The organism is Martelella radicis (genome assembly GCF_014196625.1).
In the GTDB taxonomy this organism is placed as follows: Bacteria; Pseudomonadota; Alphaproteobacteria; order Rhizobiales; family Rhizobiaceae; genus Martelella; species Martelella radicis.
On sequence record NZ_JACIDZ010000009.1, the window covers coordinates 61,468 to 85,907 of the forward strand.

The window sequence follows — 24,440 nt, forward strand, 5'->3', positions numbered from 1 at the left end:
AACGGGTTGAGCCGAAGGGGATGCCCGGAGCGCCGCCGCCTTATTCCTTGTCCATCGTCGGCAGCACCGTCGCGACGATCGAGGCGTCGAGTTTTTCGTAGGCCGCAAGGTCGATCGTCTCATAGAGTTCGGCGCGGGTCTGCATGTCTTCCAGCATGGCCTTGGTCGAGCCGGTTTCCTTCAATGTCGAAAACAGCCGCTCCTGCGCCTTGTTGGCCACCCGCAGCGAGGACACCGGGAAGATCACCATCCGGTAGCCCATTTCCTCGAATTCGGACGCCGTCATATAGGGCGTGCGGCCGAACTCGGTCATGTTGGCGAGAAGCGGCACGCCCTCCATGCGGGCGGCGAATTCGCGGAACATGTCGACATTGGTCAGCGCTTCCGGGAAGATCGCGTCGGCGCCGGCTTCCATGAAGAGCTTGGCCCGCGCCACCGCGCCGTCGATCCCTTCGCTCGCCGCCGCATCGGTGCGGGCAATGATGTAGAGATTGCGGCGGGCCTTGGCGGCGGCGGCGATCTTGGCGGCCATGTCGTGCGGGTCGGCAAGCTTCTTGTCGTTCAGGTGGCCGCATTTCTTCGGCAGAAGCTGGTCCTCGATATGGACGCCCGCCGCCCCCGCATCCTCGAAGGTGCGGACCATGTGCATCACGTTCAGCGCCTCGCCATAGCCGGTGTCGCCGTCGACAAGCAGCGGCAGGCCGCTGGCCCGGGTGATCTGGCGGATGAAGAAGGCGACCTCGTCGACCGTGATCATCCCAAGGTCCGGAATGCCCATCGACGCCGTCATCGCCGCGCCCGAAAGATAAAGCGCGTCAAAGCCGGCCTTCTTCGCCTGGAGCGCTGCCATGCCGTTGTGAACGCCGGGCATGGTGACGATGCCGCCCGCCTCCACCTGGCGGCGGAGGCGCAGGCCTGCGGGTTCTTGCGGAAGGTCGGCGGAAATCAGATAGGGCATGGCGCTAATCCTGTCAGGCTCGCTCATTCATGGGCACAAAGGGCCGGTTGTCCGGGCCGGTGTAATTGGCGGCGGGTCGGATGATTTTGCCGTCCTCGCGCTGCTCGATGATATGGGCCGCCCAGCCGGCCATGCGGGCAATCACGAAGAGCGGCGTGAACATCGCCGTCGGCACGCCCATCATGTGATAGGAAACGGCCGAGAACCAGTCGAGATTGGGGAACATGCTGCGCGCATCCGCCATGGTGGCCTCGATCCGTTCGGCGATGTCGAACATCTTCATCGACCCGGCTTCCTCGGAGAGCGCGCGGGCGACCTCCTTGATCACCTTGTTGCGCGGATCGGAAACGGTATAAACCGGGTGCCCGAAGCCGATGATCACCTGTTTCTGCGCCACCCGTTCGCGGATATCGGCATCGGCCTCCTCCGGCGTGTCGTAACGCTTCTGGATCTCGAAGGCGAACTCGTTCGCGCCGCCGTGTTTCGGCCCGCGCAAGGCCCCGATCGCGCCGCAGACGGCGGAATAGAAGTCCGTGCCGGTGCCGGTGATCGAGCGGGCGGTGAAGGTCGAGGCGTTGAACTCGTGCTCGGCATAGAGAATGAGCGAGGTGTGCATCGCCCGCACATGGCTCTCGCTCGGCGCCTTGCCGTGGAGAAGATGCAGAAAGTGCCCGCCGATCGAGGCGTCATCGGTCTCGACATCGATCCGCCGGCCATTATGGGAGAAGTGATACCAGTAGAGCAGCATCGAGCCGAGCGAGGCCATCAGCCGGTCGGCGATGTCGCGCGCCCCCGCCTTGTTGTGGTCCGCAGCCTCCGGCAGCACGCAGCCGAGCACGGAAGCGCCGGTGCGCATCACGTCCATCGGGTGGGTGGCGGCCGGCAAAAGCTCCAGCGCGCCGCGCACGGCGGACGGCAGGCCGCGAAGGGCGGAAAGCTTGGCCTTGTAGGCGGCAAGCGTGGCGGCGCTCGGCAATGCGCCATAGATCAGAAGATAGGCGATTTCCTCAAACTCGCAGGTGTCGGCGATATCGAGAATGTCATAGCCGCGGTAGTGCAGGTCGTTGCCGCTCTGGCCGACGGAACAAAGCGCCGTATTGCCGGCGACGACGCCGGAAAGCGCCACGGATTTCTTCGGTTTCCTTGCTTCAGTCATGATCTCTCCTCCCGATCATGCGCCGCGCGGCGCCGGCCCTCCTCAAGGCCGGCCCTGCGGCTCTGTTCTCATCTCCAGTCGAAAATGCCCGTCCTTGCCGGCGCGCCGAGCTTGTCGGGCGACACGACGAAATTCAGCCCGGAAAGCTCCTCCGGGGCAAGCGAGGTCAGCCGTTCGACGGTGGCGAGGAAACGGTCCTGTTCGCCGGCCGACACCACGCCATGGGCCAGCATGCGGAATTTCTTCACATAATCGGGCCGCGAAAACGGTCGGCTTCCGAGCGGGTTGGCATCGGCGATGGCCAACTGGTCCTCGATGATCCGTCCGCCTTCCATGGTGACGATCACATGGCCGCCGAAGGCTTTTTCCGCAGGATCATGGCTGTGATAGCGTCGCGTCCATTCCGGGTTCTCGGCCGTGGTGATCTTGTGCCACAGCGCAACGGTTTCCGGGCGTTTGGCTCGTTCCGGCGCATAGGAGCGCTCGTGGTGCCAGCCGCCATCCTCAAGCGCCACGGCGAAGATGTACATGATCGAATGGTCGAGCGTCTCGCGGCTTGCATTCGGGTCCATCTTCTGCGGGTCGTTGGCGCCGGTGCCGATCACATAGTGGGTGTGGTGGCTGGTTTCGATCAGGATCGACTTGACCTTGGAAAGATCGCCGATCGCGGGGCCCATGCGGCGGGCAAGGTCGATCAGCGCCTGGCTCTGGTATTCGGCCGAATGCTCCTTGGTATAGGTATCCATGATGGCGCGTTTTGCTTCGCCCTTTTCCGGCAGCGGCACGGTGTATTCGGCGCCGGGGCCGGAGAGAAGATAGGCGATGAAGCCGTCCTCGCCCTCCCAGGCCGGAGAGGGCGCGCCTTCGCCGCGCATCACCCGGTCAACGGCCTCGACCGCCATCTTGCCGGCAAAGGCCGGCGCATAGGCTTTCCAGCTCGAGATCTCGCCCTTGCGCGACTGGCGCGTCGTGGTCGTGACATGCAGCGCCTGCTGCACGGCCTGGTAGATGGTCTCGGTATCGAGCCCGAGCGCGGTGCCGATGCCGGCAGCCGCCGCCGGGCCGAGATGGGCGATATGGTCGATCTTGTGCTCATGCAGGCAGATGCCGCGGACGAGATCGACCTGGATTTCATAGCCGGTGGCAATACCGCGCGCGAGCGCCTCGCCGGAAAGTCCGCAATGCTGGGCGACGGCCAGGATCGGCGGAATATTGTCGCCGGGGTGCGAATAGTCCGCCGCAAGGAAGGTGTCGTGATAGTCAAGCTCGCGCACGGCGACGCCATTGGCCCAGGCGGCCCATTCCGGGGAAAAGCGCTTGTCGGCGGCAAGGCCGAAGATCGTCGCGCCGGGGGTAAACGGATGGGCGGTTGCCTGCGCGCGGGCGCTGACGGCTGGCCTGCGGGCAATGGAGGCGGCGGCCACGGCGGCATTGTCGATGATCCGGTTGCCGATCATCTCCACCACGTCATCGTCAAGCGCCACCGGGTCTGCCGCGACTTCGGCGATCTTCCAGGCAAGCTGGTCTTCGCGTTTGAGGTTTTCAGATGATGTGTGGGTGCGCACAGTGTGGTTGTGCATGACGTCTCCTCCCGCTTCAATGCCAACGCCGTTTTCGACTGTTTGGCGCCGATTGTCCATCGGCGGCAATGCAGCCATTAGTCTTAGGCAATTTGGCGGCTGAAGGCAAAACGGCCCGCGCGCGGCGGGCCGTCGATCATCAGGCGATGCGGGCCGATCAGTCCGCGGCGACGGTGCGCTGCTCGATCTCCTCGAGCGTGACGCCCTTGGTCTCCGGCGCGACCGCGATGGCGTAGAAAATGCCGATCACGCAGAAACCCGTGAAGATCGCGAAGGTCCCGACAATGCCGATGCCCGCCAGAAGCTCGGGGAAGAGCAGGGCGACGATGAAGTTGAAGAACCAGTTGGCGATCGATGCGAGCGCCATGCCGCGCGGGCGCAGTCTGAGCGGGAACAGTTCCGACATGTAGAGCCAGGGCAACGGACCGAGGCTGACGGCGAAAAAGGCGATGAAGGCGAAAATCCCGATCATGGCCAGATAGGGCGTCGCGGCGATATCCATCATGGTCGCGACGGTTACCAGCGCCATCGAGGCGGCAGTGCCGAAAAAGCCCATGATCAGCAGTTTGCGCCGGCCCATGGATTCCACCAGATACATGGCAACGACCGTCAGCGCCACATTGACGACGCCGATGCCGACGGTCGCCAGAAGATCGGTCGTGGTGCCGGAAAAGCCCGCATTCTTGAAGATTTCAGGAGCGTAATAGATGATCGCGTTGATGCCGGAAAGCTGCTGCAGCACGAACACGATCATGGCAAAGCTCGTGACCGGCAGGATGCCTTTCTTCAGGAAGGTGCTCCAGGCGGGCGCTGCTTCCTCGTCCTTCGCGCTTTCCTTGATCTCGGCGATGATCTGGTCGACCTCGGCATCGGAACTCTCCGGCTGCAGCTTGACGATGATGTCGCGCGCCTTGTCGGCGTTCGAATTCAGCGTCAGCCAGCGCGGCGTTTCCGGCGACAGAAGGATGCCGACAAGGGCGATGATCGACGGGAATACGCCGACGCCGATCATCCAGCGCCAGTCGCCCGAACCGCCGAAGGCCGCGTCCGACATATAGGAAATCATGATGCCGATGGTGATCATCAGCTGGAAGGCCGAGACGATCGTGCCGCGGATGCGCGCCGGCGCCACTTCCGCCAGAAACATCGGCGCGGTCATGGCCGAGGCGCCGATGCCGACGCCGATCAGAAGGCGGGCGAGCGTCAGCACATACTGGTTGAAGGCGAAAGCCGAAATCAGCGAGCCGACGAGAAAGATCACCGCGCCGAGGATCAGCATCGGCTTTCGTCCGTAGCGGTCGGTGGTGACCATGGCGAGCAGGGTGCCCGCCACCGCGCCGAGCGGCACGGCCGAGGTGATCACGCCCTCCATGAAGGCCGTGACGGTGAAATCCTGTTTGATGAACGGCAAAGCGCCGGAGATCACGCCCTGGTCGAAACCGAAGAGCATGCCGAAAAGCGCCGCCACGATGACGATGGCGATAAGCATAGGTTTCCTCCGCATTATAAGGCGAAGCCGGCTTGCCGGCACGCCGGTCAGTTTTTTCTGGTTCCTGACCCTTAGTCTTTTTTTGTGAATGCCAGCTGAAAATTTCGCCTGCAGCCAAGCATACAGACAACTTGAAGATGAGAATCAACCGTCTTGTCAACTCAATTCGCTTCTTTGGCGGGCCGCTCCGGTGTCTTCGGCTGCGTTCGGGCCTTGACCGTGCCGCCCGACGCGGGCATAGATATGCCCATCCGAGGGGTGCGATCTTCGTCAGAAGATGCTGAGATGGCTTTCGCCGAACCCTTGAACCTGATCCGGGTCATACCGGCGTAGGAACGGAGTTTGGTGTTGAGCGATACGCCCATAAAATCAGCCTGTTTTATTACGTCCGCTGCCCGGCCGCGCCGGGGAGAGGAATGTTGAGGCAGAGCCTTTCCGCATTTTTCAAATTCATTCTGGTCGTTTTCGCGCTCGTCGTGCTCTGGCAGGCGGTCGTCAGCGTCTTCCATCTGCCGCGCTACATCCTGCCGGCCCCGCTTTCCGTGGCCACAAGGCTGTGGACCGGTCATGCCTATCTTCTGTCAGAGGCGCTGGTCACGCTGCGCGAGATCATTGCGGGCTTTGCCGCCGGCGCGCTGTTCGGCGCGGGCTCGGCCTTCCTGCTCGCCGGCTTTCCGCGCTTCGGGCGTCTCGTCTGGCCCGCCCTCATCGTGCTGCAATCCTTTCCCGTTTTCGTCATCGCGCCCATGCTGGTGCTCTGGTTCGGTTTCGGCATCACCTCGAAGATCGTGATGACGATGATCATCGTGTTCTTTCCGGTCGCCTCCAATTTCGCCGACGGGCTGTCGCGCACCGACGGCGCCATCGTCAAGGCGGCGCATCTCGATGGCGCCGGACACTGGCAGCTTCTCGTTCTGATCCGGCTGCCGCTTGCCATGCCCCAGCTTTTCTCGGGCCTGAGGATCGCAGCACCCCTTGCCCCCCTCGGCGCCGTCGTCGGCGAATGGGTGGGGGCTGCCGGCGGTCTCGGCTTCGTCATGGTGCAGGCCAATGCCCGCATGCAGAGCGACACGGTGTTTGCCGCCATGTTCATCCTGGCGCTGGAGGCCGTTCTTTTTCGCAAGGCGGTGGATCTTGCCGCCCCCTTCTTCACCCGCTGGTCGCCGCATCAATGAGTGACCGGACTGATCTCCCAAGGAGGATAAAATGCTCAGAAAACTCGCCCTCATCGCCGCCCTGGCGCTTCTGCCCGGTCTTGCCGCCGCCAATGACAAGCTCAGCGTCATCCTCGAATGGTATGTGAACCCGGATCATGCGCCGATGGTGATTGCCGAGGCGAACGGTTATTTCGCCGACGAAGGGTTGGACGTGGACCTCGTGCCGCCTGCTGATCCGTCCATGGTGCCGCGCATGGTGGCGTCCGGCCGGTCCGATATCGGCGTGCACTATCAGCCGAACCTCTATCTCGACCACGCCGCCGGCATCGACATCAAGCGCTTCGGCACGCTGGTCTCCACGCCGCTCAATACGCTGACGGTGATGGCCGATGGTCCGGTGCAGTCGCTTGGCGATCTCAAGGGCCGGAAGATCGGCTTTTCGGTCGCCGGCATCGAGGAGGCGGTCGTCTCCGCCATGCTTTCGAGCACCGGGCTCACGCGCGACGACATCACGCTGGTCAATGTCAATTTCGCGCTCACCCAGTCGCTGCTGTCGGGCCAGGTCGACGCCACGATCGGCGCGTTCCGCAATTTCGAGCTGACCCAGATGGCCATCGAGGGCGAGGAAGGCCGCGCCTTCTATCCCGAAGAAAACGGCGTTCCGGTCTATGACGAACTGATCTACGTGACCCGCAGCGAACTTCTCGGCGATGACCGCCTGCCGCGCTTTCTCGATGCGGTCGAGCGGGCGACGATCTTCATCACCAACCATCCGCAAGAGGCCTGGGCCTTATTTGCCAAAGCCTATCCCGATCTCGACGACGAACTGAACCGCAAGGCCTTCGCCGATACCATCGCCCGCTTTGCCAAGAGCCCGGCCGCTTTCGATGCCGGTCGCTACCGGCGTTTCGGCGCCTTCATGGCCGAAAACGGGCTGATCGATGCGGCGCCCGACGTTTCGGAAATCTCGGTTTCGCTTCAGGGCGAATAGGGCCCGTCGGCCTCAAATCGCCACAAAAGCATATTAGAAGGTTTCAAACACCGGAAGGCGGCCCGATGGCCGTCTTTCGCGTTTCGGTCTTTTGTCGCGTTTGAACCACGGGCGGCCTTTTTGCGCCCCCGAGGAAGACCGATCTCGATCATGCGCTTGTCAGCCTTAAGGAGATCGGACCATGAAACTAGCCGGCCTGGTGCTGGTGGTGATCGGCCTTGCCACCCTGACCATCCGTTTCAGCCTCTACCATTATCGCGATGTCGCGGGCGATATCGAGGGCAGTCTCCTGACCCCGCTCGCCCATCTCGCCCTTCTGGTCGGCGCCCTGCTTCTGGCGCTGCACCTGGTGCTGCGCTTCGTCCGGCATGTGATCTGGCACGATTGAGAGCGATGTCGGCAGAGGGCGGTGGCCCTCAGCGCATCGGCCCGAAAATTGGAATCGGTTTTCGGAAAGCACGATGCGCAGATTCAATAAGCTAGAGCGTCCTTTGTGCATCCGAATGGATGCACGGCGCTCTAGCCGGCAATCTTTGAGAAATCGGCGACGGTCCCGGTCGCCTCGCGGATCATTGCCAGCAGCGCCAGGCGGTTTGCCCGCACAGCCTCGTCCTCGGCATTGACCAGCACATCCTCGAAGAAGGCGTCGACCGGCGCGCGCAGCGCCGAAAGCGCCTCCATGGCGGCAAAATAGTCTTCCCGCTTCGAGGCCTCGCGCGCCTTCTTCGCGGCGGAGAGGATGGCGTCGTGGAGCGCCTTTTCGGCGTCGGTTTCAAACAGCGCCGGATCGACCTTGTCGGCAACCAGCGTCTTCTTCTTCTCTTCCGCCGCCAGCAGCTGTCCGGCGCGCTTTTCGCCCGAAAGAAGGTTCTTGCCGTCCTCGGAATCGAGGAACTTCGTCAGCGCCTCCACCCGGCGGGCAACGACTTCCAGATCATCCGAATCCGCCGACAGCACCGCGTCGATCAGATCGTGGCGCGCGCCCATGTCGCGCAGATAGACCTTGAAGCGGTCGTGGAAGAAGGAGAGCAGGTCGCGATCATCGAAGACCGACAGCAGCGGCAGGCGCACGCCGCGCTCCAGAATGATGCGGATCACGCCAAGGGCGGCGCGGCGGAGCGCATAGGGGTCGCCCGAGCCGGTCGGCTTCTCGTCGATCGACCAGAAGCCCGTCAGCGTATCGAGCTTGTCGGCAAGCGCCACCGTCAGCGAGACCTTGTTGCGCGGCACGACATCGGAGGGGCCGAGCGGCTTGTAGTGCTCCTCGATCGCCGCCGCCACGTCTTCGCTCTCGCCCTGCAGAAGCGCATATTTGCGGCCCATGGCACCCTGAAGCTCGGGGAATTCGCCGACGGCCTCGGTGCGAAGATCCGCCTTTGCAAGCACTACGGCGCGGTCGACCTCGGCCGCATCGGCGCCAACGATCGGGGCCAGATCTCCTGCCAGTTTGCGGATGCGGTCGACGCGGGCGCCCTGGCTGCCGAGCTTGGCATGAAACGTCACGTTCAGCGCATCGAGCTTGGCCATGCGCTGGTCGAGCGGCTTTTTCAGGTCGAGGCAGAACTGCGCCGCCGATTTCTCGAGCGTCGCAAGGTCCGGCAGGTCGCGCTGGTCCATATGCCAGAAATGCAGCGCGTCGGAGAGGCGTGCGCGCACGACCTTGCCATTGCCGTAGCAGATTTCCTTGCCGCCATCGCTTGCCGCGATATTGGCGATCAGGATGAACTTGTTGGTGAGGCTTTCCTCGCCGTGCTTCCTCACCACGAAGCATTTCTGGTTGGTCTTGATCGTCAGGCGGATGATCTCGTCGGGAATTTCGAGGAAGGCTTCCTCGAATTCGCCGAGCAGGACCTGCGGATATTCGACAAGACCGGCCACTTCGTCCAGAAGCCCCTCGTCCTCGACCACGTCGAGCCCGTTGGCAAAGGCGAGATTGGCGGCGTCATCGCGGATGATGTCCTTGCGCCGGTCGGCATCGAGAATGACGCAGGCCTTTTCCAGGCCTGCCGCATAATCGGCGAAACGCCTGACCTCGAAGGGGTCCGGCGCGTGGAAACGGTGACCATAGGTGACATTCGATGCGACAATGCCATCGATCTCGAAATCGATGACCCTGGTTTCCTCGATTTCCGTGCCGAAGGTGCAGACGATCGACTGCAGTGGCCTGACCCAGCGCAGTGCGCCCGGCTCGGAAGAGGCCGCGCCCCAGCGCATCGATTTCGGCCATGCGAAGTTGCGGATGATGCCGGGCATCACGTCGCGGATGATCTCTTCGGCATCGCGGCCGGGCTTTTCGATGACGGCGACGTAGAAATCGCCCTTCTTCGGGTCCGACTGGATCTTCGCCTGGGAAATATCGTCAAGGCCCGCGCCGCGCAGGAAGCCCGCGACCGACTTTTCCGGCGAACCGACGCGCGGGCCCTTGCGCTCCTCGCGCACATCGGCCGAGCGCGCCGTCAGCCCGTGAATGTCGAGCGCCAGCCGGCGCGGCGTGAAATACTCGCGCGCGCCCTCATAGGTCAGACCCGCATCCACCAGCGCATCGGTGACGCGCTTCTTCAGTTCGCCTGCCGCCTGGCGCTGCATGCGGGCGGGGATTTCCTCGGAACGGAGTTCAAGCAAAAGGTCGGGCATGGGACAGCTTCTATCGTGGTCTGAATGTCGGTGACGGCGTGTTAGCAAGCCCGGCGGCAAAAGTCATCCGGGAATAGAGGTTTTGGAAGGCCCGACGGCATGGAAGCGTCGCCGCGCCACGCAATTGTCTGATTTTCGGCTTCATCATGCGGCATGAACAGGAAAATCGCAGTTCCATTGTCCGCGCTCGCCCTTATGGCGCTTGCCGCCGCGCCCGCCCAGGCGGAAACGTTGCTGCCGCAGGGGCACTACAAGACGGCCTGCCTGCCGATCGGCAAGAATGACCGCCATGGCCTCATTGCCGAAGTCACGATAGAGGGGTCGGTTCTGTCAGCCACCGCGCAATCCTATGCGCATGCTGACTGCGACATCCCGACCGTGAAGGCCGAGTATCGCGGCGTTATCGAGGAGGCCCGCCGCCAGGAGAACCATATCGACTTTGTCCAGCGCACCGGTCCCTTCCTTTACACATTGCTGCTGCCGGAAGTGACGACCTACTACAACGCCAATATCGGCTCCGCCGGCTGCGATCTCGGCGACTGGGAAACCGGCGTGTCGCGTGATGTTTCCGGGAAAACCTGCGCGCCCTACACCTTTCCGGAGGTCGGTTCCAGATTGAAGGACCGGCTCTGGATCAAGGGCGACCGGATATCCTTCGGTCATCTTCCGCTCAGCTGGCAGAACGATGCCGATGGCGGCTTTCCCGAGACGTCGTCTCCGATCAGCTTCGTCAGGGTCGAGGACTGAGCCGCCTACCAGCCGCCGCCGCCGCCGCCACCGCCACCGCCGCCCGAGAAACCGCCGCCGCCGGAGAAACCGGAGGACGAGGTGTTCTGTGTCGGCATGGAGGACGACATGGTTGACGCCATGGAGGAGGAGAAGCTGCCGATCTGGTCGGACAGGTTCTGGTGGCGGAAATCGCCGTAATACCAGTAGGGCGAATAATAGCTTGCCGTGCCTGCCGCGATTGCCGCCGTCAGCCATGTGTCAAAAGTCTTCGACCATGGCTTTTCAACGCCGAGCGCCACCGCATAGGGCAGCAGCGTCTCGAAGTGCTGCGGCGACATTTCCGGCGCGCCCTTGATATTCATGCGGCCCGCCTCGGCAAGGGTCAGATATTGTTTCAACCCGGCGATCTCGTCCATCTTCTCTCGTCCCGAAGGCGTCGGCGCGCCCATCAGGAAGAAGAACAGGAGGTTCATCAGCACGATGCCGCCGACGGAGGCGATCACCGCCCAGTCCTCGGCGTAAAGATGCGAGCTTGCGAGCGTCATCAGCATGCCGCCGAGCGCGTGGACGGCGAAGAAGCCGAATATGCCGATGCCGATCAGGAGGCCGACGGCCGAGCCGAAACTGCGGCCGCGACGGCGAAAACTGCGGGCAAAGGAGGCCGCGAAGATGCCGATGACGACCGACATGAATACCGAAACGAACAGCACCGGCACGACATCGTTGGAGATGTAGCCGAAGGCGAGAAGGGCGATGACGGACAGGATCGAAAGCGCTATGCCGCCGATCGTGTAGCCGATATTGGTGACGAAATAATCGCCGCGATGCTCACGGGTGATGGCGGAGGTAAAGGCGCTTGCCATGGAAGCGACTGACTTGCCATGAGCCTTGTCGACAATGAAGACGCCGCCGGCATCATCGACGGCCTTCAGCAGCGCCTTCTGGCCGGGCGGCAAAGCGGCATCGAAAGGCTTGTCGGTGCGCTTCAGCGTCATGCCCTTCTTCGGCTCGTCGATGATCAGGAAGCCCTTGACCGCGAGGTCGATCGCCGTCGCCGCGATCGCGTCAAACCGGCTGGAGCCGAAGCCCTGGTTTTCGACATAGGAAACGAGCGCGGGCGACAGGCCTTCCGGCGGGTCCCAGCGCGGCACGACGATGCCGGCCGGCGGATCGCGCCCGACCGCCCTCCACGACAGAAGGTAATAGGCAAAAACAAGCAAAAGACCGGCAAAGCCGATGAAATAATTGCGGTAATCGCTCAGGAACCAGGAGGCGCTCTCGGTCCCGCTCGGCGCGTCGATCGCCCCCTTGGGCACGGCGACGACGACGGAAAGGCCTTCCTGCGGACCAAGCGGTTCCGTTGTTTCGAAGGTGATAACATTGCCATCGGTCGAGACGGTGGCGTTCTTGTCGCGCGAGCCGTAGGCGCCGGTGTAAAACGTCGTGTCCGTCGGGGTCACGCCGTCGGGCAGCGTGATCACGGCCGTCGCCTTCTCGATCGGGAAGGCCCAGAAATTGCCGGTGGCGTTCCAGTAGATCTCGTCATGATCATCGAAATAGCGCACCTGCCGGTCGGTCTCATAGGTGAGCTGATAGGTGTGATTGCCGGGCGAAACCGTGGCATCGGCCGACCCCAGATAGATGCGGATGCCGCCCGATATGCTCTTCGTATGGTGGTCTACCGGCTTGCCGTCGAGGGTCGCGGATTTCAGGTCAAAGGTCACCTCGCCGGAACGGCCATCGTCATTGCGGAAGGTCAGCGGAAAATCGCGATAAATGCCGCGCCGGATCTGATCGCCCTCCGCATGGACGGCGATCGTCTCGGTGACGTCATAGAGGCCGGATTTTTCCACCGTGACGTCGGAGGTGAAGCTGTTGATGACTTCGGCTGCCTGGACGGGGGTGACGGCAAGAAGGAGCATTGCGAGAAGAACGGCGGTGCCACGCGCCCGCCGATCTCCCCCCTTGAGGGGGAGATGTCGCGAACGCGACAGAGGGGGGTGAACCCTCTCAATCGGACTCAGAGTGCGCGGCTTTCGCTGCACCCCTCTCTGCCCCTGTCGGGGCATCTCCCCCTCAAGGGGGGAGATTGAAGGGCGTACCGCTGCGAAGTTCGCGCGAGCCCACGAGACCCACCGCATGGTCAGCGTCCGCAAATCTGACATCGTCGGTTTTGCTGTCACCATGACGGCCTCCTCAGTCTTCGTATTCGACGCCAAGCGAAGCAAGCGCGTCCCAGTATCCCGGATAGGTCTTGCCGACGCAAAGGGGATCGAGAATGGTGATGCCGGAGACCTTCAGACCCGCAAGCGCAAAGCACATGGCGATGCGATGATCGGCAAAGGTGTCGATCTCGGCGGGCAGATGCTGACCGGCAAGGGCGGGATCGGCATGGACGATGAGGTCATCGCCATCTTCCTCCGCCAGTCCCTCGCGGATCGCGTTCAGTCCCAGCGACAGCGCCCGGGTGCGGTCGCACTCCTTGACGCGCAGGTTTTCGATGCCGGTAAAGCGTACGGGCGAATTGTTGAAGGCGGCGAGCACGGCAAGCGTCGGCACGGCGTCCTGCATCTGGCTGCCGTCGATCTCCGCCGGCATGTGCGGGAAGGAGGCGATCACGCCATAGGCCTTGGCATCGGGCTGGGTGAAACTTTCCGCCGGCGTGCCGATGTCGATCGCTCCGCCGGTGAGCTTTTCCGCCGCCCAGAGATAGGTTGCGGCCGATGCGTCCGGCTCAACGTGGAAATCCGCCGCGCGGTAGCCGGTCGGCAGAACCTTCCAGGTCGCCTCGTCCACCTGTTCGACCTTGGCGCCGAAGGCGACCATGGCATCCAGCGTCAGGCCGATATAGCCGCGCGCGCCGATCTCCTTTCCAGTCAGCGCGATCGTCACCGGCTCTGTCGTGCCCTCGGGCGCAAGCGGAGCCGCCATCAAGAGGGCTGAGACATACTGGCTGGAGAGGCCGGCGTCGATCTCGACCCGGCCCGTGCCGAAATGGCCCTGCCCCTCGATCGTCACCGGCGGGCAGCCGGTCGGCGCTTCCGCCTTGATGCCGAGGCTCTGGAGCGCGATCACCAGGGGGGCGATCGGGCGCTTGTGCATGTGTTCGTCGCCGTCGACGATCACGATGCCCTCGACGGCTGCGGCCGCTGCCGTCAGAAACCGCGTCGCCGTGCCGGCATTGCCGAGAAAGAGCGGACCGGAGGGCGCTTCCAGCCGTCCCGTTCCGGTCACGACGAAGCTCGTCTCGTCGGGCTCGTCCACGGCAACGCCCATGGCGCGCAGCGCATTGGCCATGTAGCGCGTGTCGTCGCTCTTCAGCGCGCCCGTCAGCCGGCTGGTGCCGCGGGCAAGGCCTGCGAGCAGCAGCGCGCGGTTGGTGATCGACTTGGATCCGGGCGGGCTGACCTTGCCGGAAAGGGCATGGCCGGGCGGAATGACAGTGAGCCTGTCCTTGTTCATGCGTAAGACTTTCATTCGGAGCGCGTCCAGGAAAAGTGGATGCCGGTTTTCCGTCCGGACGTGCGTAAAACAAACCAGAGCGCGTCCAGGAAAAGTGGATGCCGGTTTTTTGTCCGGACGCGCGAAAAAATTCAGAACGAGACGTTGGGAACCGCCCGGTCGGCGGGCTCGTCGATCTCGAAATAGTCGCGCTTTTCAAAGCCGAACTGGCCGGCGACGATATTGCTCGGGAAGCTCTCGACCTTGACGTTCAGCTCGCGCGTCGCGCCGTTATAATAGCGCCGCGCCATCTGGATTTCGCTTTCGGTCTTTTCGAGTGAGGCCTGCAGATCGGCGAAGTTCTGGTTGGCCTTCAGATCCGGATAGGCTTCCGAGAGCGCGAAGAGGCGACCGAGCGCCTGCGTCAGCTCGCCCTCGGCCTGGGCGCGGCCGGTAACATCATTGGCGGCGATCGACTGCGCCTTGTTGCGCTTCTCGACAACCTCTTCCAGCGTGCCACGCTCGTGGCTCGCATAGCCCTTCACGGTTTCGACCAGGTTCGGGATGAGATCGGCGCGGCGTTTGAGCTGCACGTCGATGCCGGACCAGGCCTCTTCGGCCGTCTGGCGCGCGCGCACCAGCGCGTTGTAGAGCGAAATCACGAAGCCCGCGATCGCTCCGATGATCACGATCAGGACGATAAGGGTTGTCAGCATGCGCGCCTCCCAAGCTCAGCGACGGGGCGCGGTCAAGAACGCCCCTCGATCAGATCAGGCCGCTTCCGGCTGGAACCCGCCTGCTTCCGTCAGAAGATAGGCTTCTCCGCAGGCTTTGGCCAGAGTGCGAACCCTCAGGATATAGCTCTGGCGCTCGGTGACCGAGATCACGCCGCGCGCATCGAGAAGATTGAAGAGATGCGAGGCCTTGATGCACTGGTCATAGGCCGGGAAGACGCATTTGTGCAGGCTTGCCGCTTCGCCGGGCGCGCCGGCTGCAAGCAGCGCACGGCATTCTGCCTCGGCGTCGAGAAAGTGGCGGTGCAGCATCTCGGTATTGGCATATTCGAAATTGTGGCGCGAATATTCCTGCTCGGTCTGCAGGAAGACATCGCCATAGGTGACCTTCTCGTCGCCCTCGCGGCCGTTGAAGTTGAGGTCGTAGACGTTGTCGACGCCCTGCACATACATGGCAAGCCGCTCAAGGCCATAGGTCAGTTCGCCGGCAACCGGCGCGCATTCGATGCCGCAGACCTGCTGAAAATACGTGAACTGCGAGACCTCCATGCCGTCGCACCAGCATTCCCAGCCAAGGCCCCAGGAGCCCGTCGTCGGGTTTTCCCAATCGTCCTCGACAAAGCGGATATCGTGCAGCAGCGGATCAAGGCCGATCGCCTTCAGCGAGCCGAGATAAAGCTCCTGCAGGTCCGGCGGCGAGGGCTTCAGAAGCACCTGATACTGGTAATAATGCTGCAGACGGTTCGGGTTTTCGCCGTAGCGACCGTCGGCGGGCCGGCGTGAAGGCTGCACATAGGCCACGTTCCAGCGCTTCGGTCCGAGCGCCCTGAGCGTCGTCGAGGGATGCAGCGTACCGGCGCCCACTTCCATGTCATAGGGCTGGAGAATGGCGCAGCCCTTGTCGGCCCAATAGGCCTGCAGCGTCAGGATCAGGCCCTGGAAGGAACGCTTCGGGTGCATATGCGGCTTTATTTCGGACATCTCGGACATGGCATTCGGTCTCTCTGGAAGAATGACCGGTGAAGTGCCACTAAAGCGGCGAGGGGTCAAGTGGCGGAAGGCCGGGCGGCCGAGCCGAGAAGGAAAGGAAGGGGCGGCGGCATGATGTCGCCGCCCCTTTTCAGCTTCGCCTATTCCGCAGCAGGCGAAAGCGGGCGGAACTCGTCCTTGGTCGGCGTCATCAGGCTCACCACCCAGATGGCGATGAAGGCGACGATGAAGCCCGGGATGATCTCGTAGACGCCGGGTCCGCCGAGGAAGCTCGAGCCCCAGCCGAGCGAAATCCAGATGATGACCGTCAGCGCGCCGGCGACGAGGCCGGCAACCGCGCCTGCGCCCGACATGCCGCGCCATGTCAGCGACAGGATGATCAGCGGGCCGAAGGCCGCGCCGAAACCGGCCCAGGCATTGGAGACGAGGCCGAGAACCTTCGAATCCGGATCCCAGCCGATGATTGCGGCGACGATGGCGACGACCAGCACGAAGAAGCGGCCGATATTGACCATTTCCCGCTCGCTGGCATGGCGGCGCAGGAACAGGCGGTAGAAGTCTTCCGTCAGCGAGGACGATGCGACGAGAAGCTGGCTCGAGATCGTGCTCATGATCGCCGCCAGAAGCGCCGCCAGCAGGAAGCCGGTGACCAGCGGAATGAAGAGCTGGTTGGCCAGGACGATGAAGATGGTCTCGGGGTCGGCGATGTCGATATTGTTGCCGACCACATAGGAGCGGCCGAAGATGCCGAGCCCGACGGCGCCGGCCAGCGAGATGATCATCCAGGCCATGCCGATATTGCGGGCCTTCGGCACGTCTTCCACCGAGCGCACGGCCATGAAGCGGACGATGATGTGCGGCTGACCGAAATAGCCGAGCCCCCAGGCAACGGCGGACAGGAAGCCGACCACCGTCAGCCCGTGGAACATCGACAGGAAGTTCGGATCGACGCTCAGCATCCGCGCTTCCGATACGCCGACGCCGCCGGCCTTGTAGACGACGACGAGCGGCATGATCACGAGCGCCAGCATCATGATGCAGCCCTGGACGAAGTCGGTCAGGCTGACGGCGAGAAAGCCGCCGATCAGCGTGTAGACCAGTACAATGCCCATCGTCAGGATGATGCCGGTCTGGTAGGCGGAGAGGCTGCCGATGTGAATGAGGTCAGGGAAAGCAGTGTCGAACAGCTTGCCGCCGGCGACAAGGCCCGAACCGGTATAGACTGCGAAGAACACAACGATGACGATCGCCGACACGCTTCGAAGCGCCATCGCCTTGCTCGGAAAGCGTTTCGACAGGAATTCCGGAATGGTCAGGCTGTTGTCATAGCGCTCGGTTTGTTCGCGCAGGCGCGGAGCGACGATGATCCAGTTGAGGAAGGCGCCGATGACAAGGCCGATGCCGATCCAGCTCTGCGTCAGGCCGGATACGAAGAGCGCGCCGGGAAGCCCCATCAGGAGCCAGCCGCTCATGTCGGATGCGCCGGCGGAAAGTGCGGCGACAGCCGGCGAAAGCTGTCGTCCGCCGAGCATGTATTCTTCGGAATTGGACGTGGATTTGCGCCAGGCATAAATGCCGATGGCGATCATCAGAACGAAATAGAGTGTCAGGCTGACAGTGACGCCGAAGCTCATGGCAGGTTCCCTTTCTGGAGGACTGAACCGATCCGGTTCCTCGAGAGGAAATCGCGAGAGCCTTCGGCTGCCGCGCCTTCCGTTTTTCCGGGGAGTCGCCTGTCCGGAGAGCCCACGCGCCAAGGATATGGCAAGGAAGGTTTACCCCGGCAGAATCGGCGCATTGCGCAACTCCGCGTGAACGGTTCGCAGCTTGTCGGCGATTGGATTTTGCCGTTCACGAGCAAAGTGTAACACTTTGATGAAAGTGGCGGCAAGTCGGTTGAAAAATGTCAATTTTGCGGCGGAGGGCGGCGGTGATCCTCCGATGCCTGCGAGGCGTTGAGGACTGACAGCGCCCGCTTCAGGGCGCCTCGGTCTTCTTCACGTAGTATTCGCCGGTCACCGGATCCTTCACCAGCGTGCCTGTGGCGCCGTTCTTCTGCTCGGCACGCTTCTGCTCGCCGCGCGCCGTGACGGCTTCCGCGTCGTTGATGAACTTGCGGTAGAGCATGTAGCCGCCGCCCGCAATGGCGGCGAGAACCATAAACCGTCCCATGGCGGCCTCCTCACAAACCGTAGCGCGCCCATAATGCGCGTTCTTCGGCCGTTTCGGCAAGTCCCGAAGCAAGGCCTGCGCCGATTTCCGGGGCGGAAAGGCCGATGCCGGCAACTCCCGGCTTGGCGCGGCCGAGAAGATTGGTCGGCGTCGAGACGAGCTTCATCTCCGCCTTGTCGCCGTAACGCGCCTTCAGCGTCGCACGCATCTCGCCGATGCCGTCGACGAGGCCGAGTTCGGCGCCCCTGATGCCGCTCCAGAACAGGCCGGAGAAGAGGTCCGGATCATCGGCGAGTTTGTTGCCGCGCCGTTCCTTCACCATCTGGATGAAGACCTGGTGGATTTCGCCCTGCAGGTCCTTGAGAAAGGCGATGTCCTTTCCTTTTTCAGGCTGGAAGGGGTCGAGCATCACCTTGTTCTCGCCGGCGGTATAGACGCGCCGCTCCACACCGATCTTCTCGATCAGGCCGGTAAAGCCGAAGCCGCCGGAGACGACGCCGATGGAGCCGACGATCGAGGTCGGGTCGACGAAGATCTCGTCGCCGGCAAGCGCGATCATGTAGCCGCCGGAAGCGGCGACATCCTCGACGAAGATCAGCACCTTCTTGTTCTTTTCCTCCGCTAGCGCGCGGATGCGGCTGAAAATCAGGCGCGACTGCACGGGAGAGCCGCCGGGCGAATTGAGCGAGATGGCGACGCAGGGGCTTGCCTTCAACGAAAACGCCTTGTCGAGCGCGGCCGAGACGGAGGCGAGGTTGAGGCTGCGCCGGCCGGGGGAGCCGCCGGCCATGATCGCGCCGGAAAGCCGCACCACCGGAATGATCGTCTTGTCCTTGCGGAACCGCTTGGGGATCAACCCGGAAACCAGCTTCTTCATCCTGTCCTCGCCTCGCAAAAATCGTTTCAACGCATGTATGCGCAGCCGCGACAAAGACAAGGGCGAGGCCTAAAGATTCGCGCGTCGCGTCACGCTGTTGCGCGGATAGGATGCGCGGCCGTTGTTGAGGTCATCGACGAGCGGCAGGAAGGCGTGGCTGTCGCTTGCGTGCATGACGAGGGCAGGGCGCAGCGAGAGCCTGGCGCGCGATCCCTTGACGGCGGAGACGAGAATGCGGAACGCTTCCTCGTCCTTCCGCGCATGAACCGGCGTGATCTCGATCCCGCCGAAGCGCTTGCCGCATGCCGCGATGATCTCGGCGATCGACTGCGGCCTTGCAATCAGCGAGAGCACGCCGCCGGGCTTCAAAATGGCGCCGGCGGTGCGGATCCAGTGTTCGAAAAGACCGTCCGTCATGGCATGGGCGACGCCCTTCAGCGCATCGGGCGTGCGTCGATCCGCCGTCCAGTTGAACGGAGGGTTCATGATCACATGGTCGAACGTGTCATCGGTGAGGCCGGCGGCGTTGCGGGCCGCCCCCTTCAGCGTCACATCGGCTTCATGCACAAAAACGCGACCCGAGAACGCGGCATTTTCGGCAAGCGCAAGCGTTTCCCGGGCATATTCCGTCATCTCGGGGGAGAACTCGAAAAGACCGATCTCGGCCTCGGGCAGGCGCGCCGCCACGGCAAGGCCCGCCGCGCCGGCGCCGGCGCCGAGATCCGCCACCTTTACAGGGCCCGAGGCGTCCACCATGGATGCCAGAAGCATGGCATCCATGCCGGCCCGGTGGCCTCGGCCTTTCGGCTGGACGAGGTGAAAGCGGCCGCGGTGAAAGGCGTCGACCGTCTTTTCCGGCGTCGCGCTCATTGAGGCTTCAGCTCCTTGCCGAGCCCCGCCTCGGTCAGAATCGCGCGGGCTTCGGCCAGTTGGTCCTCCTCCACCATCAGCCGGCGCGGCAGCAGGCCGAGCGAGCCTTCCATGACGCTCATCGACCGGTCGGCCACGAAAAAGTGAATGCCGGCGTCCTTCAGAAGGCTCTCGGCGAGGCCCAGAACCACGGCATCATTGGTCCGCATCAGATTGGTCAGGCCCATGTCATACTCCCGAATTTCATTGAAAAGGAACAATTTGCCCCTTGTCGCTCCCGTCACCGCTCCCTATTGTCGGCTAACAGAATTCAACAGGAGCGTGCTGCTTTGGGCGCCGTTACATCGCTGGCAAAAGAGAACAAACCAACAGGCTCGGTCAAGCCCATCGTGGACCTGACCGCGGCGGACATGGAGCGTGTCAACAAGCTTATCCTGTCAAAGGCCGGCTCCGATGTCGAGATGATACCGGAAGTTGCCAATCATCTGATCTCCTCGGGCGGCAAGCGTCTGCGTCCCATGCTGACGCTGGCAACGGCGTCGATGTTCGGCTATCGCGGCGACTATCACGTCTATCTCGCCACCAGCGTCGAGTTCATGCACACCGCGACGCTGCTGCATGACGATGTCGTCGATGAAAGCGACATGCGGCGCGGCAAGTCTTCGGCGCGGATGATCTGGGGGAACCAGGCGAGCGTGCTCGTCGGCGACTTCCTGCTCGGCCAGGCCTTCCGCATGATGGTTGAGACCGGCTCGATGGAGGCGCTGAAAGTGCTTTCCAATGCCGCCGCCGTGATCGCCGAGGGCGAGGTGCTGCAGCTTTCCGTCGCCAAGAAGATGGAAACCACGGAAGCCGACTATATCGCCGTCATCAGCGGCAAGACGGCCGAACTCTTCGCTGCGGCAGCGGAAGTCGGCCCGATCATCGCCGGCGCGCCGGAGGCTGAGCGCAAGGCGCTGCGCGATTACGGCATGGCGCTTGGTCTTGCCTTTCAGCTTGTCGATGATGTGCTCGACTATGGCGGCTCCAGCGCTGATCTCGGCAAGAATGTCGGCGATGATTTCCGCGAGGGCAAGGTGACGATGCCGATCATTCTCGCCCATCAGCGCGGCAATGAGGATGAAAAGGCGTTCTGGCGCAAGGCGATCGAGGATGGCGAAAATGACGATGCCGCTCTCGAGAAGGCGCGCAGGCTGATCGCCAGGCACAACGCGCTTTCCGATTCGATCTCCCGGGCGCTTTCCTATGGCGAGGCCGCGCGCGCGGCGCTTGCGCCCCTGCCCATGTCCGCCGGCCGGCATGCGCTTGAAGAAGTGATCGACTACTGCATCGCCCGTATCAGTTGACGCCGGTTTCGGGCGCGCCCGTCTTTTCGACCGTATCGCCGATGAAAGGTACCGGATGACAAAAACGATCCCGATGAAACGGCTCTTGAGGACGGCAGCCTTCGCGACCGCGCTGATGCTGCCGCTTTCGGTTTCGGCCGAGACCGGTGGCAAGAGCGAGGCCGCGCTGGACGCGGCCATGGAAGCGGTGAGTGCTGAAAGCTTTGCCGGGGCGCTGCTTGCCGGCCAGACGGCTGCCTTCGACAACGACCTCGACCGGGCGATCGCCTATTTCCGCCGGGCGCTGCAATACCGGCCGGACGACGCGGGAACCAACAACCAGCTTTTTATCGCGCTGATCTTCAATGGCGATCTGCAAAGCGCCGAGGCCCAGGCCGCAAAAACGACCGACGAACCGCAGCTCGTGCCTCTTCGCGAGCTTTCGCTTGCGCTTTCCTCACTTTCCGAAGAGCGCTACGACGATGCCGTCACCCAGCTTGACGCCTTCGGCGGAAGCGCGCTCGACGAGCTCGTCTCGCAACTCCTGAAGGCGTGGGCGCTGACGGGCAAGGGCGATGCCGACGCGGCTCTTGCCGGGCTGGATGCGCTTTCCGGCCCGCCCTGGTACGACCTTTTCGTCAACTACAATGCCGGTGCGATCGCCGCCCTTTCCGGCGAGACGGCCAGGGCGAGGACCTATCTCAACGAGGCGCTCACGGACCGCGAAGGCGGCATGACCGCGCCCGACACCATGCTCGCGACGGTGATCGGACTGGCCTCGATCGAGCAGCAGGCCGGCAATACACGCAAGGCGCTGGACACTGTTTCCGTCGCGGAGACCTACGGCCTCAATGCCGCCGTGCTGGAACCGATCCGCGAGCGGATCGAGGCGGGGGCGCCGGTGATGGGCTTGCCGGAGACGGCCAGGGCTGGCGCGGCTGGCGTACTGTTCGAGGTTGCCGCCGCGCTCAATCAGGGAACGGCCGACGATATCGTCTCGCTTTATCTCGCGCTCGCCGAGGCGCTCAATCCCGGCTCGCCGGACGTGCTTTACCTGCGCGGCGTCGTTGAAGCGGCGAATGACCGGCCGGAACGCGCGCTCTCCTATTTTTCCCGCATTCCGGAAGATGCGACGCAGTATCGCCTTGCCGAGCTGCAGCAGGGGATTGCGCTGGCCGAACTCGACCGCAAGGACGAGGCGATCGAGATGCTCTACGCCATGGTCGAGGATGCGCCCGACGACCGGCGTGGCTATCTGGCGCTCGCCGGCGTCCTGTCCAGCGAAAAGCGGTTTGCGGAGATGGCCGAAGTGCTTGACCGTGCGGCAAACCGGATCGGCGCGGTCGCCGCGCCCGAGGACTGGAGCATCTTCTATCGTCGCGGCATCGCCTATGAACGGCTGAAGGAATGGGACAAGGCGGAGCCGAATTTCCTGCGCGCGCTTGAGCTTTATCCGGACCAGCCGCAAGTGCTGAACTACCTCGGCTATTCCTGGATCGACCAGGGCATGAACCTCGAGGAGGGTCTCGACCTGATCAATCAGGCCGTCGATCAGCGTCCCGATGACGGTTATATCGTTGATTCGCTCGGTTGGGCCTATTACAGGCTGGGCCGCTACGAGGACGCGCTGCGCGAACTGGAACGGGCGGTCGCGCTTGATACAGCCGATCCCACGATCAACGATCATCTGGGCGATGCGTACTGGCAGGTCGGCCGCAAGCTCGAGGCGATCTACCAGTGGAACAAGGCGCTTGCGGCGGAGCCGGAAGAGGAATTCATTCCCGAGATCAAGGCGAAGATCGCCCGCGGCCTGGCGGTGGACGCACAAGACGACGCCAACCCGCTGGCGCAATCGCCGGAGGGCGGCGGAGACAGCGTCCAGTGATGGACGCGCCGGATGGCGGCCCGGTCGTTGTCGAGCGCGCCGCCGCGAAAATCAACCTCGCGCTTCATGTAACCGGCCGGCGCGGAGATGGCTATCACCTGCTTGATTCGCTGGTGACCTTTGCCGATTTCGGCGACCGTCTGTCCTTCGCGCCGAGCCGGCGCGATGCGTTCACGCTTTCCGGCCGTTTTGCCGGTGACCTGCCGCATCATGACGATCCCGAGACCGGCAATCTTGTGCTCAAGGCGCGCAACCTGCTGCGGGACGCGGCCGGGCAGGCAGGCGGTGAGGTCGGCCCGGTCCATATTCACCTTGAAAAGAACCTGCCGCCGGCCTCCGGCATTGGCGGCGGCTCGGCCGATGCTGCTGCCGTGCTGAGGGGGCTTTCCCATCTCTTTGACACGAAGCTCGGGTGGCATACCCTTGCGCAGCTTGGTCTGTCGCTGGGCGCCGATGTGCCCATGTGCCTCGCCTCTCGCCCACTGATCGCCCGCGGCATTGGCGAGGTCATCCTGCCGGCGACCGGGTTTCCGCGCCTGTTTCTGGTTCTTGCAAACCCGCTTTTGCCGGTTGCCACGCCCGCCGTCTTCGCCGCGCTTGAAAACCGCCATAATGCGCCGCTTGCAATCGATGAGACCCTCCCGGTCCATCCACCGGACTGGCTCTTGCTTGTGCAGAAAAGCCGCAATGACCTGCAATTGCCCGCAAGCCGGATCGCGCCGGAAATCCATGGCGTGCTCGATGCCTTGACCTCTGCAGGCGCCTCGCTGTCGCGCATGTCGGGTTCGGGCGCGACGTGTTTCGGGCTGTTTGTCGATCTCGAAAGCGCGATTGCTGCGGCCGACCGGCTTTCGCATGCAAGGCCGGACTGGTTCGTGGCGGCAACCGCAACCCTTGCAGAAGGAGAAGACGATCATGTCTGAACGCCCCTTCATTCCCGTCCGCTTCGCTGTGCTGACCGTTTCCGATACCCGCACGCGCGAGGATGACCGCTCGGGCGACACGCTTGCCGAGCGGATCGCCAAGGCCGGCCATACGCTCGCCGATCGCCGCATCGTCGGCGCCGATCGCGCGGCGATCACCGCGATCGTCAAGGACTGGTGCTGGAACCATGCGGTCGACGTGGTGCTGACGACGGGCGGCACGGGCTTTACCGGACGAGATGTGACGCCCGACGCGATCGAGCCGATGTTCGAAAAGCGCATGGACGGTTTCTCGGCCGTCTTCCACCGGATCTCGTTCGAGAAGATCGGAACGTCCACCGTGCAGTCACGGGCAACGGCGGGGCTTTGCAACCAGACTTTCGTCTTCGTGCTGCCCGGCTCGCCGGGCGCTTGCCGCGACGCCTGGGACGGGATCCTGGAAAGGCAGTTCGACTACCGTCACATGCCCTGCAATTTCGTGGAAATCATGCCGCGCCTCGATGAACACCTGAAGCGCGGCTGAAGCCAG

At 63.3% G+C, this 24,440-nt stretch carries 22 protein-coding genes and 1 riboswitch; of the genes, 8 read left to right on the forward strand and 14 right to left on the reverse strand.

Translation table 11 applies throughout. From position 1 onward, the window contains the following. Positions 1-40: 40 nt before the first annotated feature. From prpB to GGR30_RS13805, 4 genes are all read right to left on the reverse strand, one after another. Positions 41-958, reverse strand: coding sequence for a methylisocitrate lyase (gene prpB, locus GGR30_RS13790; RefSeq protein ID WP_183487250.1), 918 nt, complete (start codon positions 956-958; stop codon positions 41-43). A gap of 13 nt (positions 959-971) precedes the next feature. Then, positions 972-2,114: a bifunctional 2-methylcitrate synthase/citrate synthase gene (gene prpC, locus GGR30_RS13795; protein ID WP_183487252.1), complete on the reverse strand. Its 1,143-nt coding sequence runs from the start codon at positions 2,112-2,114 to the stop codon at positions 972-974. 68 nt (positions 2,115-2,182) lie between these two features. Next, a complete protein-coding gene (locus GGR30_RS13800) occupies positions 2,183-3,694 on the reverse strand; it encodes an MmgE/PrpD family protein (protein WP_183487255.1) in 1,512 nt (503 codons plus the stop codon). A 157-nt stretch (positions 3,695-3,851) separates the two neighbouring features. After that, positions 3,852-5,225: a sugar porter family MFS transporter gene (locus GGR30_RS13805; RefSeq protein WP_343066503.1), complete on the reverse strand. Its 1,374-nt coding sequence runs from the start codon at positions 5,223-5,225 to the stop codon at positions 3,852-3,854. A gap of 202 nt (positions 5,226-5,427) precedes the next feature. Then, positions 5,428-5,536, forward strand: a riboswitch (TPP riboswitch). Between the two features lie 63 nt (positions 5,537-5,599). Between GGR30_RS13805 and GGR30_RS13810 the strand changes: the two genes are divergently transcribed. From GGR30_RS13810 to GGR30_RS13820, 3 genes are all read left to right on the forward strand, one after another. After that, positions 5,600-6,358, forward strand: a complete 759-nt coding sequence (locus tag GGR30_RS13810) for an ABC transporter permease (protein ID WP_183487259.1) — start codon at positions 5,600-5,602, stop codon at positions 6,356-6,358. Positions 6,359-6,389: 31 nt separating this feature from the next. Further along, on the forward strand, positions 6,390-7,331 hold the full coding sequence (locus GGR30_RS13815; protein WP_183487261.1) for an ABC transporter substrate-binding protein: 942 nt from the start codon (positions 6,390-6,392) through the stop codon (positions 7,329-7,331). A 181-nt stretch (positions 7,332-7,512) separates the two neighbouring features. Further along, on the forward strand, positions 7,513-7,719 hold the full coding sequence (locus GGR30_RS13820; protein ID WP_183487263.1) for a hypothetical protein: 207 nt from the start codon (positions 7,513-7,515) through the stop codon (positions 7,717-7,719). A 131-nt stretch (positions 7,720-7,850) separates the two neighbouring features. Here the strand turns inward: GGR30_RS13820 and glyS are convergent, their stop codons facing one another. Beyond that, the gene (gene glyS, locus GGR30_RS13825) at positions 7,851-9,965 is read right to left on the reverse strand and encodes a glycine--tRNA ligase subunit beta (RefSeq protein ID WP_183487265.1); all 2,115 of its coding nucleotides are present in this window, start codon (positions 9,963-9,965) and stop codon (positions 7,851-7,853) included. A gap of 177 nt (positions 9,966-10,142) precedes the next feature. Between glyS and GGR30_RS13830 the strand changes: the two genes are divergently transcribed. Beyond that, positions 10,143-10,712, forward strand: coding sequence for a hypothetical protein (locus GGR30_RS13830; protein ID WP_183487267.1), 570 nt, complete (start codon positions 10,143-10,145; stop codon positions 10,710-10,712). Between the two features lie 5 nt (positions 10,713-10,717). On the opposite strand, the gene GGR30_RS13835 is transcribed toward GGR30_RS13830, so the two are convergent. The 9 genes from GGR30_RS13835 to GGR30_RS13875 all read right to left on the reverse strand — a co-directional run bounded on the left by GGR30_RS13835 (position 10,718) and on the right by GGR30_RS13875 (position 19,999). Continuing rightward, positions 10,718-12,616, reverse strand: a complete 1,899-nt coding sequence (locus GGR30_RS13835) for a DUF2207 domain-containing protein (RefSeq protein WP_183487269.1) — start codon at positions 12,614-12,616, stop codon at positions 10,718-10,720. Positions 12,617-12,890: 274 nt separating this feature from the next. Beyond that, positions 12,891-14,156, reverse strand: a complete 1,266-nt coding sequence (aroA, locus tag GGR30_RS13840) for a 3-phosphoshikimate 1-carboxyvinyltransferase (protein ID WP_183487271.1) — start codon at positions 14,154-14,156, stop codon at positions 12,891-12,893. A gap of 131 nt (positions 14,157-14,287) precedes the next feature. Next, complete coding sequence (locus GGR30_RS13845; RefSeq protein ID WP_183487273.1) at positions 14,288-14,851, reverse strand: LemA family protein; 564 nt, start codon at positions 14,849-14,851, stop codon at positions 14,288-14,290. 54 nt (positions 14,852-14,905) lie between these two features. Continuing rightward, on the reverse strand, positions 14,906-15,850 hold the full coding sequence (locus tag GGR30_RS13850; protein WP_024708011.1) for a glycine--tRNA ligase subunit alpha: 945 nt from the start codon (positions 15,848-15,850) through the stop codon (positions 14,906-14,908). Positions 15,851-15,999: 149 nt separating this feature from the next. Next, a complete protein-coding gene (gene putP / locus GGR30_RS13855) occupies positions 16,000-17,493 on the reverse strand; it encodes a sodium/proline symporter PutP (RefSeq protein WP_183487275.1) in 1,494 nt (497 codons plus the stop codon). Positions 17,494-17,836: 343 nt separating this feature from the next. After that, positions 17,837-18,031 (reverse strand): hypothetical protein, encoded by a 195-nt coding sequence (locus tag GGR30_RS13860; RefSeq protein WP_183487277.1) that lies wholly within the window; start codon positions 18,029-18,031, stop codon positions 17,837-17,839. Between the two features lie 10 nt (positions 18,032-18,041). Continuing rightward, positions 18,042-18,908: a S49 family peptidase gene (locus tag GGR30_RS13865; RefSeq protein WP_183487279.1), complete on the reverse strand. Its 867-nt coding sequence runs from the start codon at positions 18,906-18,908 to the stop codon at positions 18,042-18,044. Between the two features lie 69 nt (positions 18,909-18,977). Further along, positions 18,978-19,778, reverse strand: coding sequence for a tRNA1(Val) (adenine(37)-N6)-methyltransferase (locus GGR30_RS13870; protein WP_183487281.1), 801 nt, complete (start codon positions 19,776-19,778; stop codon positions 18,978-18,980). Beyond that, positions 19,775-19,999 (reverse strand): putative signal transducing protein, encoded by a 225-nt coding sequence (locus GGR30_RS13875; RefSeq protein ID WP_183487548.1) that lies wholly within the window; start codon positions 19,997-19,999, stop codon positions 19,775-19,777. The genes GGR30_RS13870 and GGR30_RS13875 overlap by 4 nt, the downstream gene beginning before the upstream one ends. Before the next feature lie 108 nt (positions 20,000-20,107). On the opposite strand from GGR30_RS13875, the gene GGR30_RS13880 reads away from it, so the two are divergent. From GGR30_RS13880 to moaB, 4 genes are read left to right on the forward strand one after another with little or no spacing between them, the layout of a single operon-like run. After that, on the forward strand, positions 20,108-21,124 hold the full coding sequence (locus tag GGR30_RS13880; RefSeq protein ID WP_246413880.1) for a polyprenyl synthetase family protein: 1,017 nt from the start codon (positions 20,108-20,110) through the stop codon (positions 21,122-21,124). A gap of 55 nt (positions 21,125-21,179) precedes the next feature. Beyond that, positions 21,180-22,988, forward strand: a complete 1,809-nt coding sequence (locus GGR30_RS13885; protein ID WP_183487283.1) for a tetratricopeptide repeat protein — start codon at positions 21,180-21,182, stop codon at positions 22,986-22,988. Continuing rightward, positions 22,988-23,911: a 4-(cytidine 5'-diphospho)-2-C-methyl-D-erythritol kinase gene (locus GGR30_RS13890; RefSeq protein ID WP_183487550.1), complete on the forward strand. Its 924-nt coding sequence runs from the start codon at positions 22,988-22,990 to the stop codon at positions 23,909-23,911. Before GGR30_RS13885 ends, GGR30_RS13890 begins: the two co-directional genes overlap by 1 nt. After that, positions 23,904-24,434 (forward strand): molybdenum cofactor biosynthesis protein B, encoded by a 531-nt coding sequence (moaB, locus tag GGR30_RS13895; RefSeq protein ID WP_183487285.1) that lies wholly within the window; start codon positions 23,904-23,906, stop codon positions 24,432-24,434. The genes GGR30_RS13890 and moaB overlap by 8 nt, the downstream gene beginning before the upstream one ends. The last annotated feature ends 6 nt before the right edge of the window (positions 24,435-24,440 follow it).

Bases quoted from the DNA above. Each gene is read 5' to 3' on its own strand.
- prpB (WP_183487250.1), bottom strand. From the start codon at position 958: ATGCCCTATCTGATTTCCGCCGACCTTCCGCAAGAACCCGCAGGCCTG.
- prpC (WP_183487252.1), bottom strand. From the start codon at position 2,114: ATGACTGAAGCAAGGAAACCGAAGAAATCCGTGGCGCTTTCCGGCGTC.
- GGR30_RS13800 (WP_183487255.1), bottom strand. From the start codon at position 3,694: ATGCACAACCACACTGTGCGCACCCACACATCATCTGAAAACCTCAAA.
- GGR30_RS13810 (WP_183487259.1), top strand. From the start codon at position 5,600: ATGTTGAGGCAGAGCCTTTCCGCATTTTTCAAATTCATTCTGGTCGTT.
- GGR30_RS13815 (WP_183487261.1), top strand. From the start codon at position 6,390: ATGCTCAGAAAACTCGCCCTCATCGCCGCCCTGGCGCTTCTGCCCGGT.
- GGR30_RS13820 (WP_183487263.1), top strand. From the start codon at position 7,513: ATGAAACTAGCCGGCCTGGTGCTGGTGGTGATCGGCCTTGCCACCCTG.
- glyS (WP_183487265.1), bottom strand. From the start codon at position 9,965: ATGCCCGACCTTTTGCTTGAACTCCGTTCCGAGGAAATCCCCGCCCGC.
- GGR30_RS13835 (WP_183487269.1), bottom strand. From the start codon at position 12,616: ATGCTCCTTCTTGCCGTCACCCCCGTCCAGGCAGCCGAAGTCATCAAC.
- aroA (WP_183487271.1), bottom strand. From the start codon at position 14,156: ATGAACAAGGACAGGCTCACTGTCATTCCGCCCGGCCATGCCCTTTCC.
- GGR30_RS13845 (WP_183487273.1), bottom strand. From the start codon at position 14,851: ATGCTGACAACCCTTATCGTCCTGATCGTGATCATCGGAGCGATCGCG.
- GGR30_RS13850 (WP_024708011.1), bottom strand. From the start codon at position 15,850: ATGTCCGAAATAAAGCCGCATATGCACCCGAAGCGTTCCTTCCAGGGC.
- putP (WP_183487275.1), bottom strand. From the start codon at position 17,493: ATGAGCTTCGGCGTCACTGTCAGCCTGACACTCTATTTCGTTCTGATG.
- GGR30_RS13860 (WP_183487277.1), bottom strand. From the start codon at position 18,031: ATGGGACGGTTTATGGTTCTCGCCGCCATTGCGGGCGGCGGCTACATG.
- GGR30_RS13865 (WP_183487279.1), bottom strand. From the start codon at position 18,908: ATGAAGAAGCTGGTTTCCGGGTTGATCCCCAAGCGGTTCCGCAAGGAC.
- GGR30_RS13870 (WP_183487281.1), bottom strand. From the start codon at position 19,778: ATGAGCGCGACGCCGGAAAAGACGGTCGACGCCTTTCACCGCGGCCGC.
- GGR30_RS13885 (WP_183487283.1), top strand. From the start codon at position 21,180: ATGACAAAAACGATCCCGATGAAACGGCTCTTGAGGACGGCAGCCTTC.
- GGR30_RS13890 (WP_183487550.1), top strand. From the start codon at position 22,988: ATGGACGCGCCGGATGGCGGCCCGGTCGTTGTCGAGCGCGCCGCCGCG.
- moaB (WP_183487285.1), top strand. From the start codon at position 23,904: ATGTCTGAACGCCCCTTCATTCCCGTCCGCTTCGCTGTGCTGACCGTT.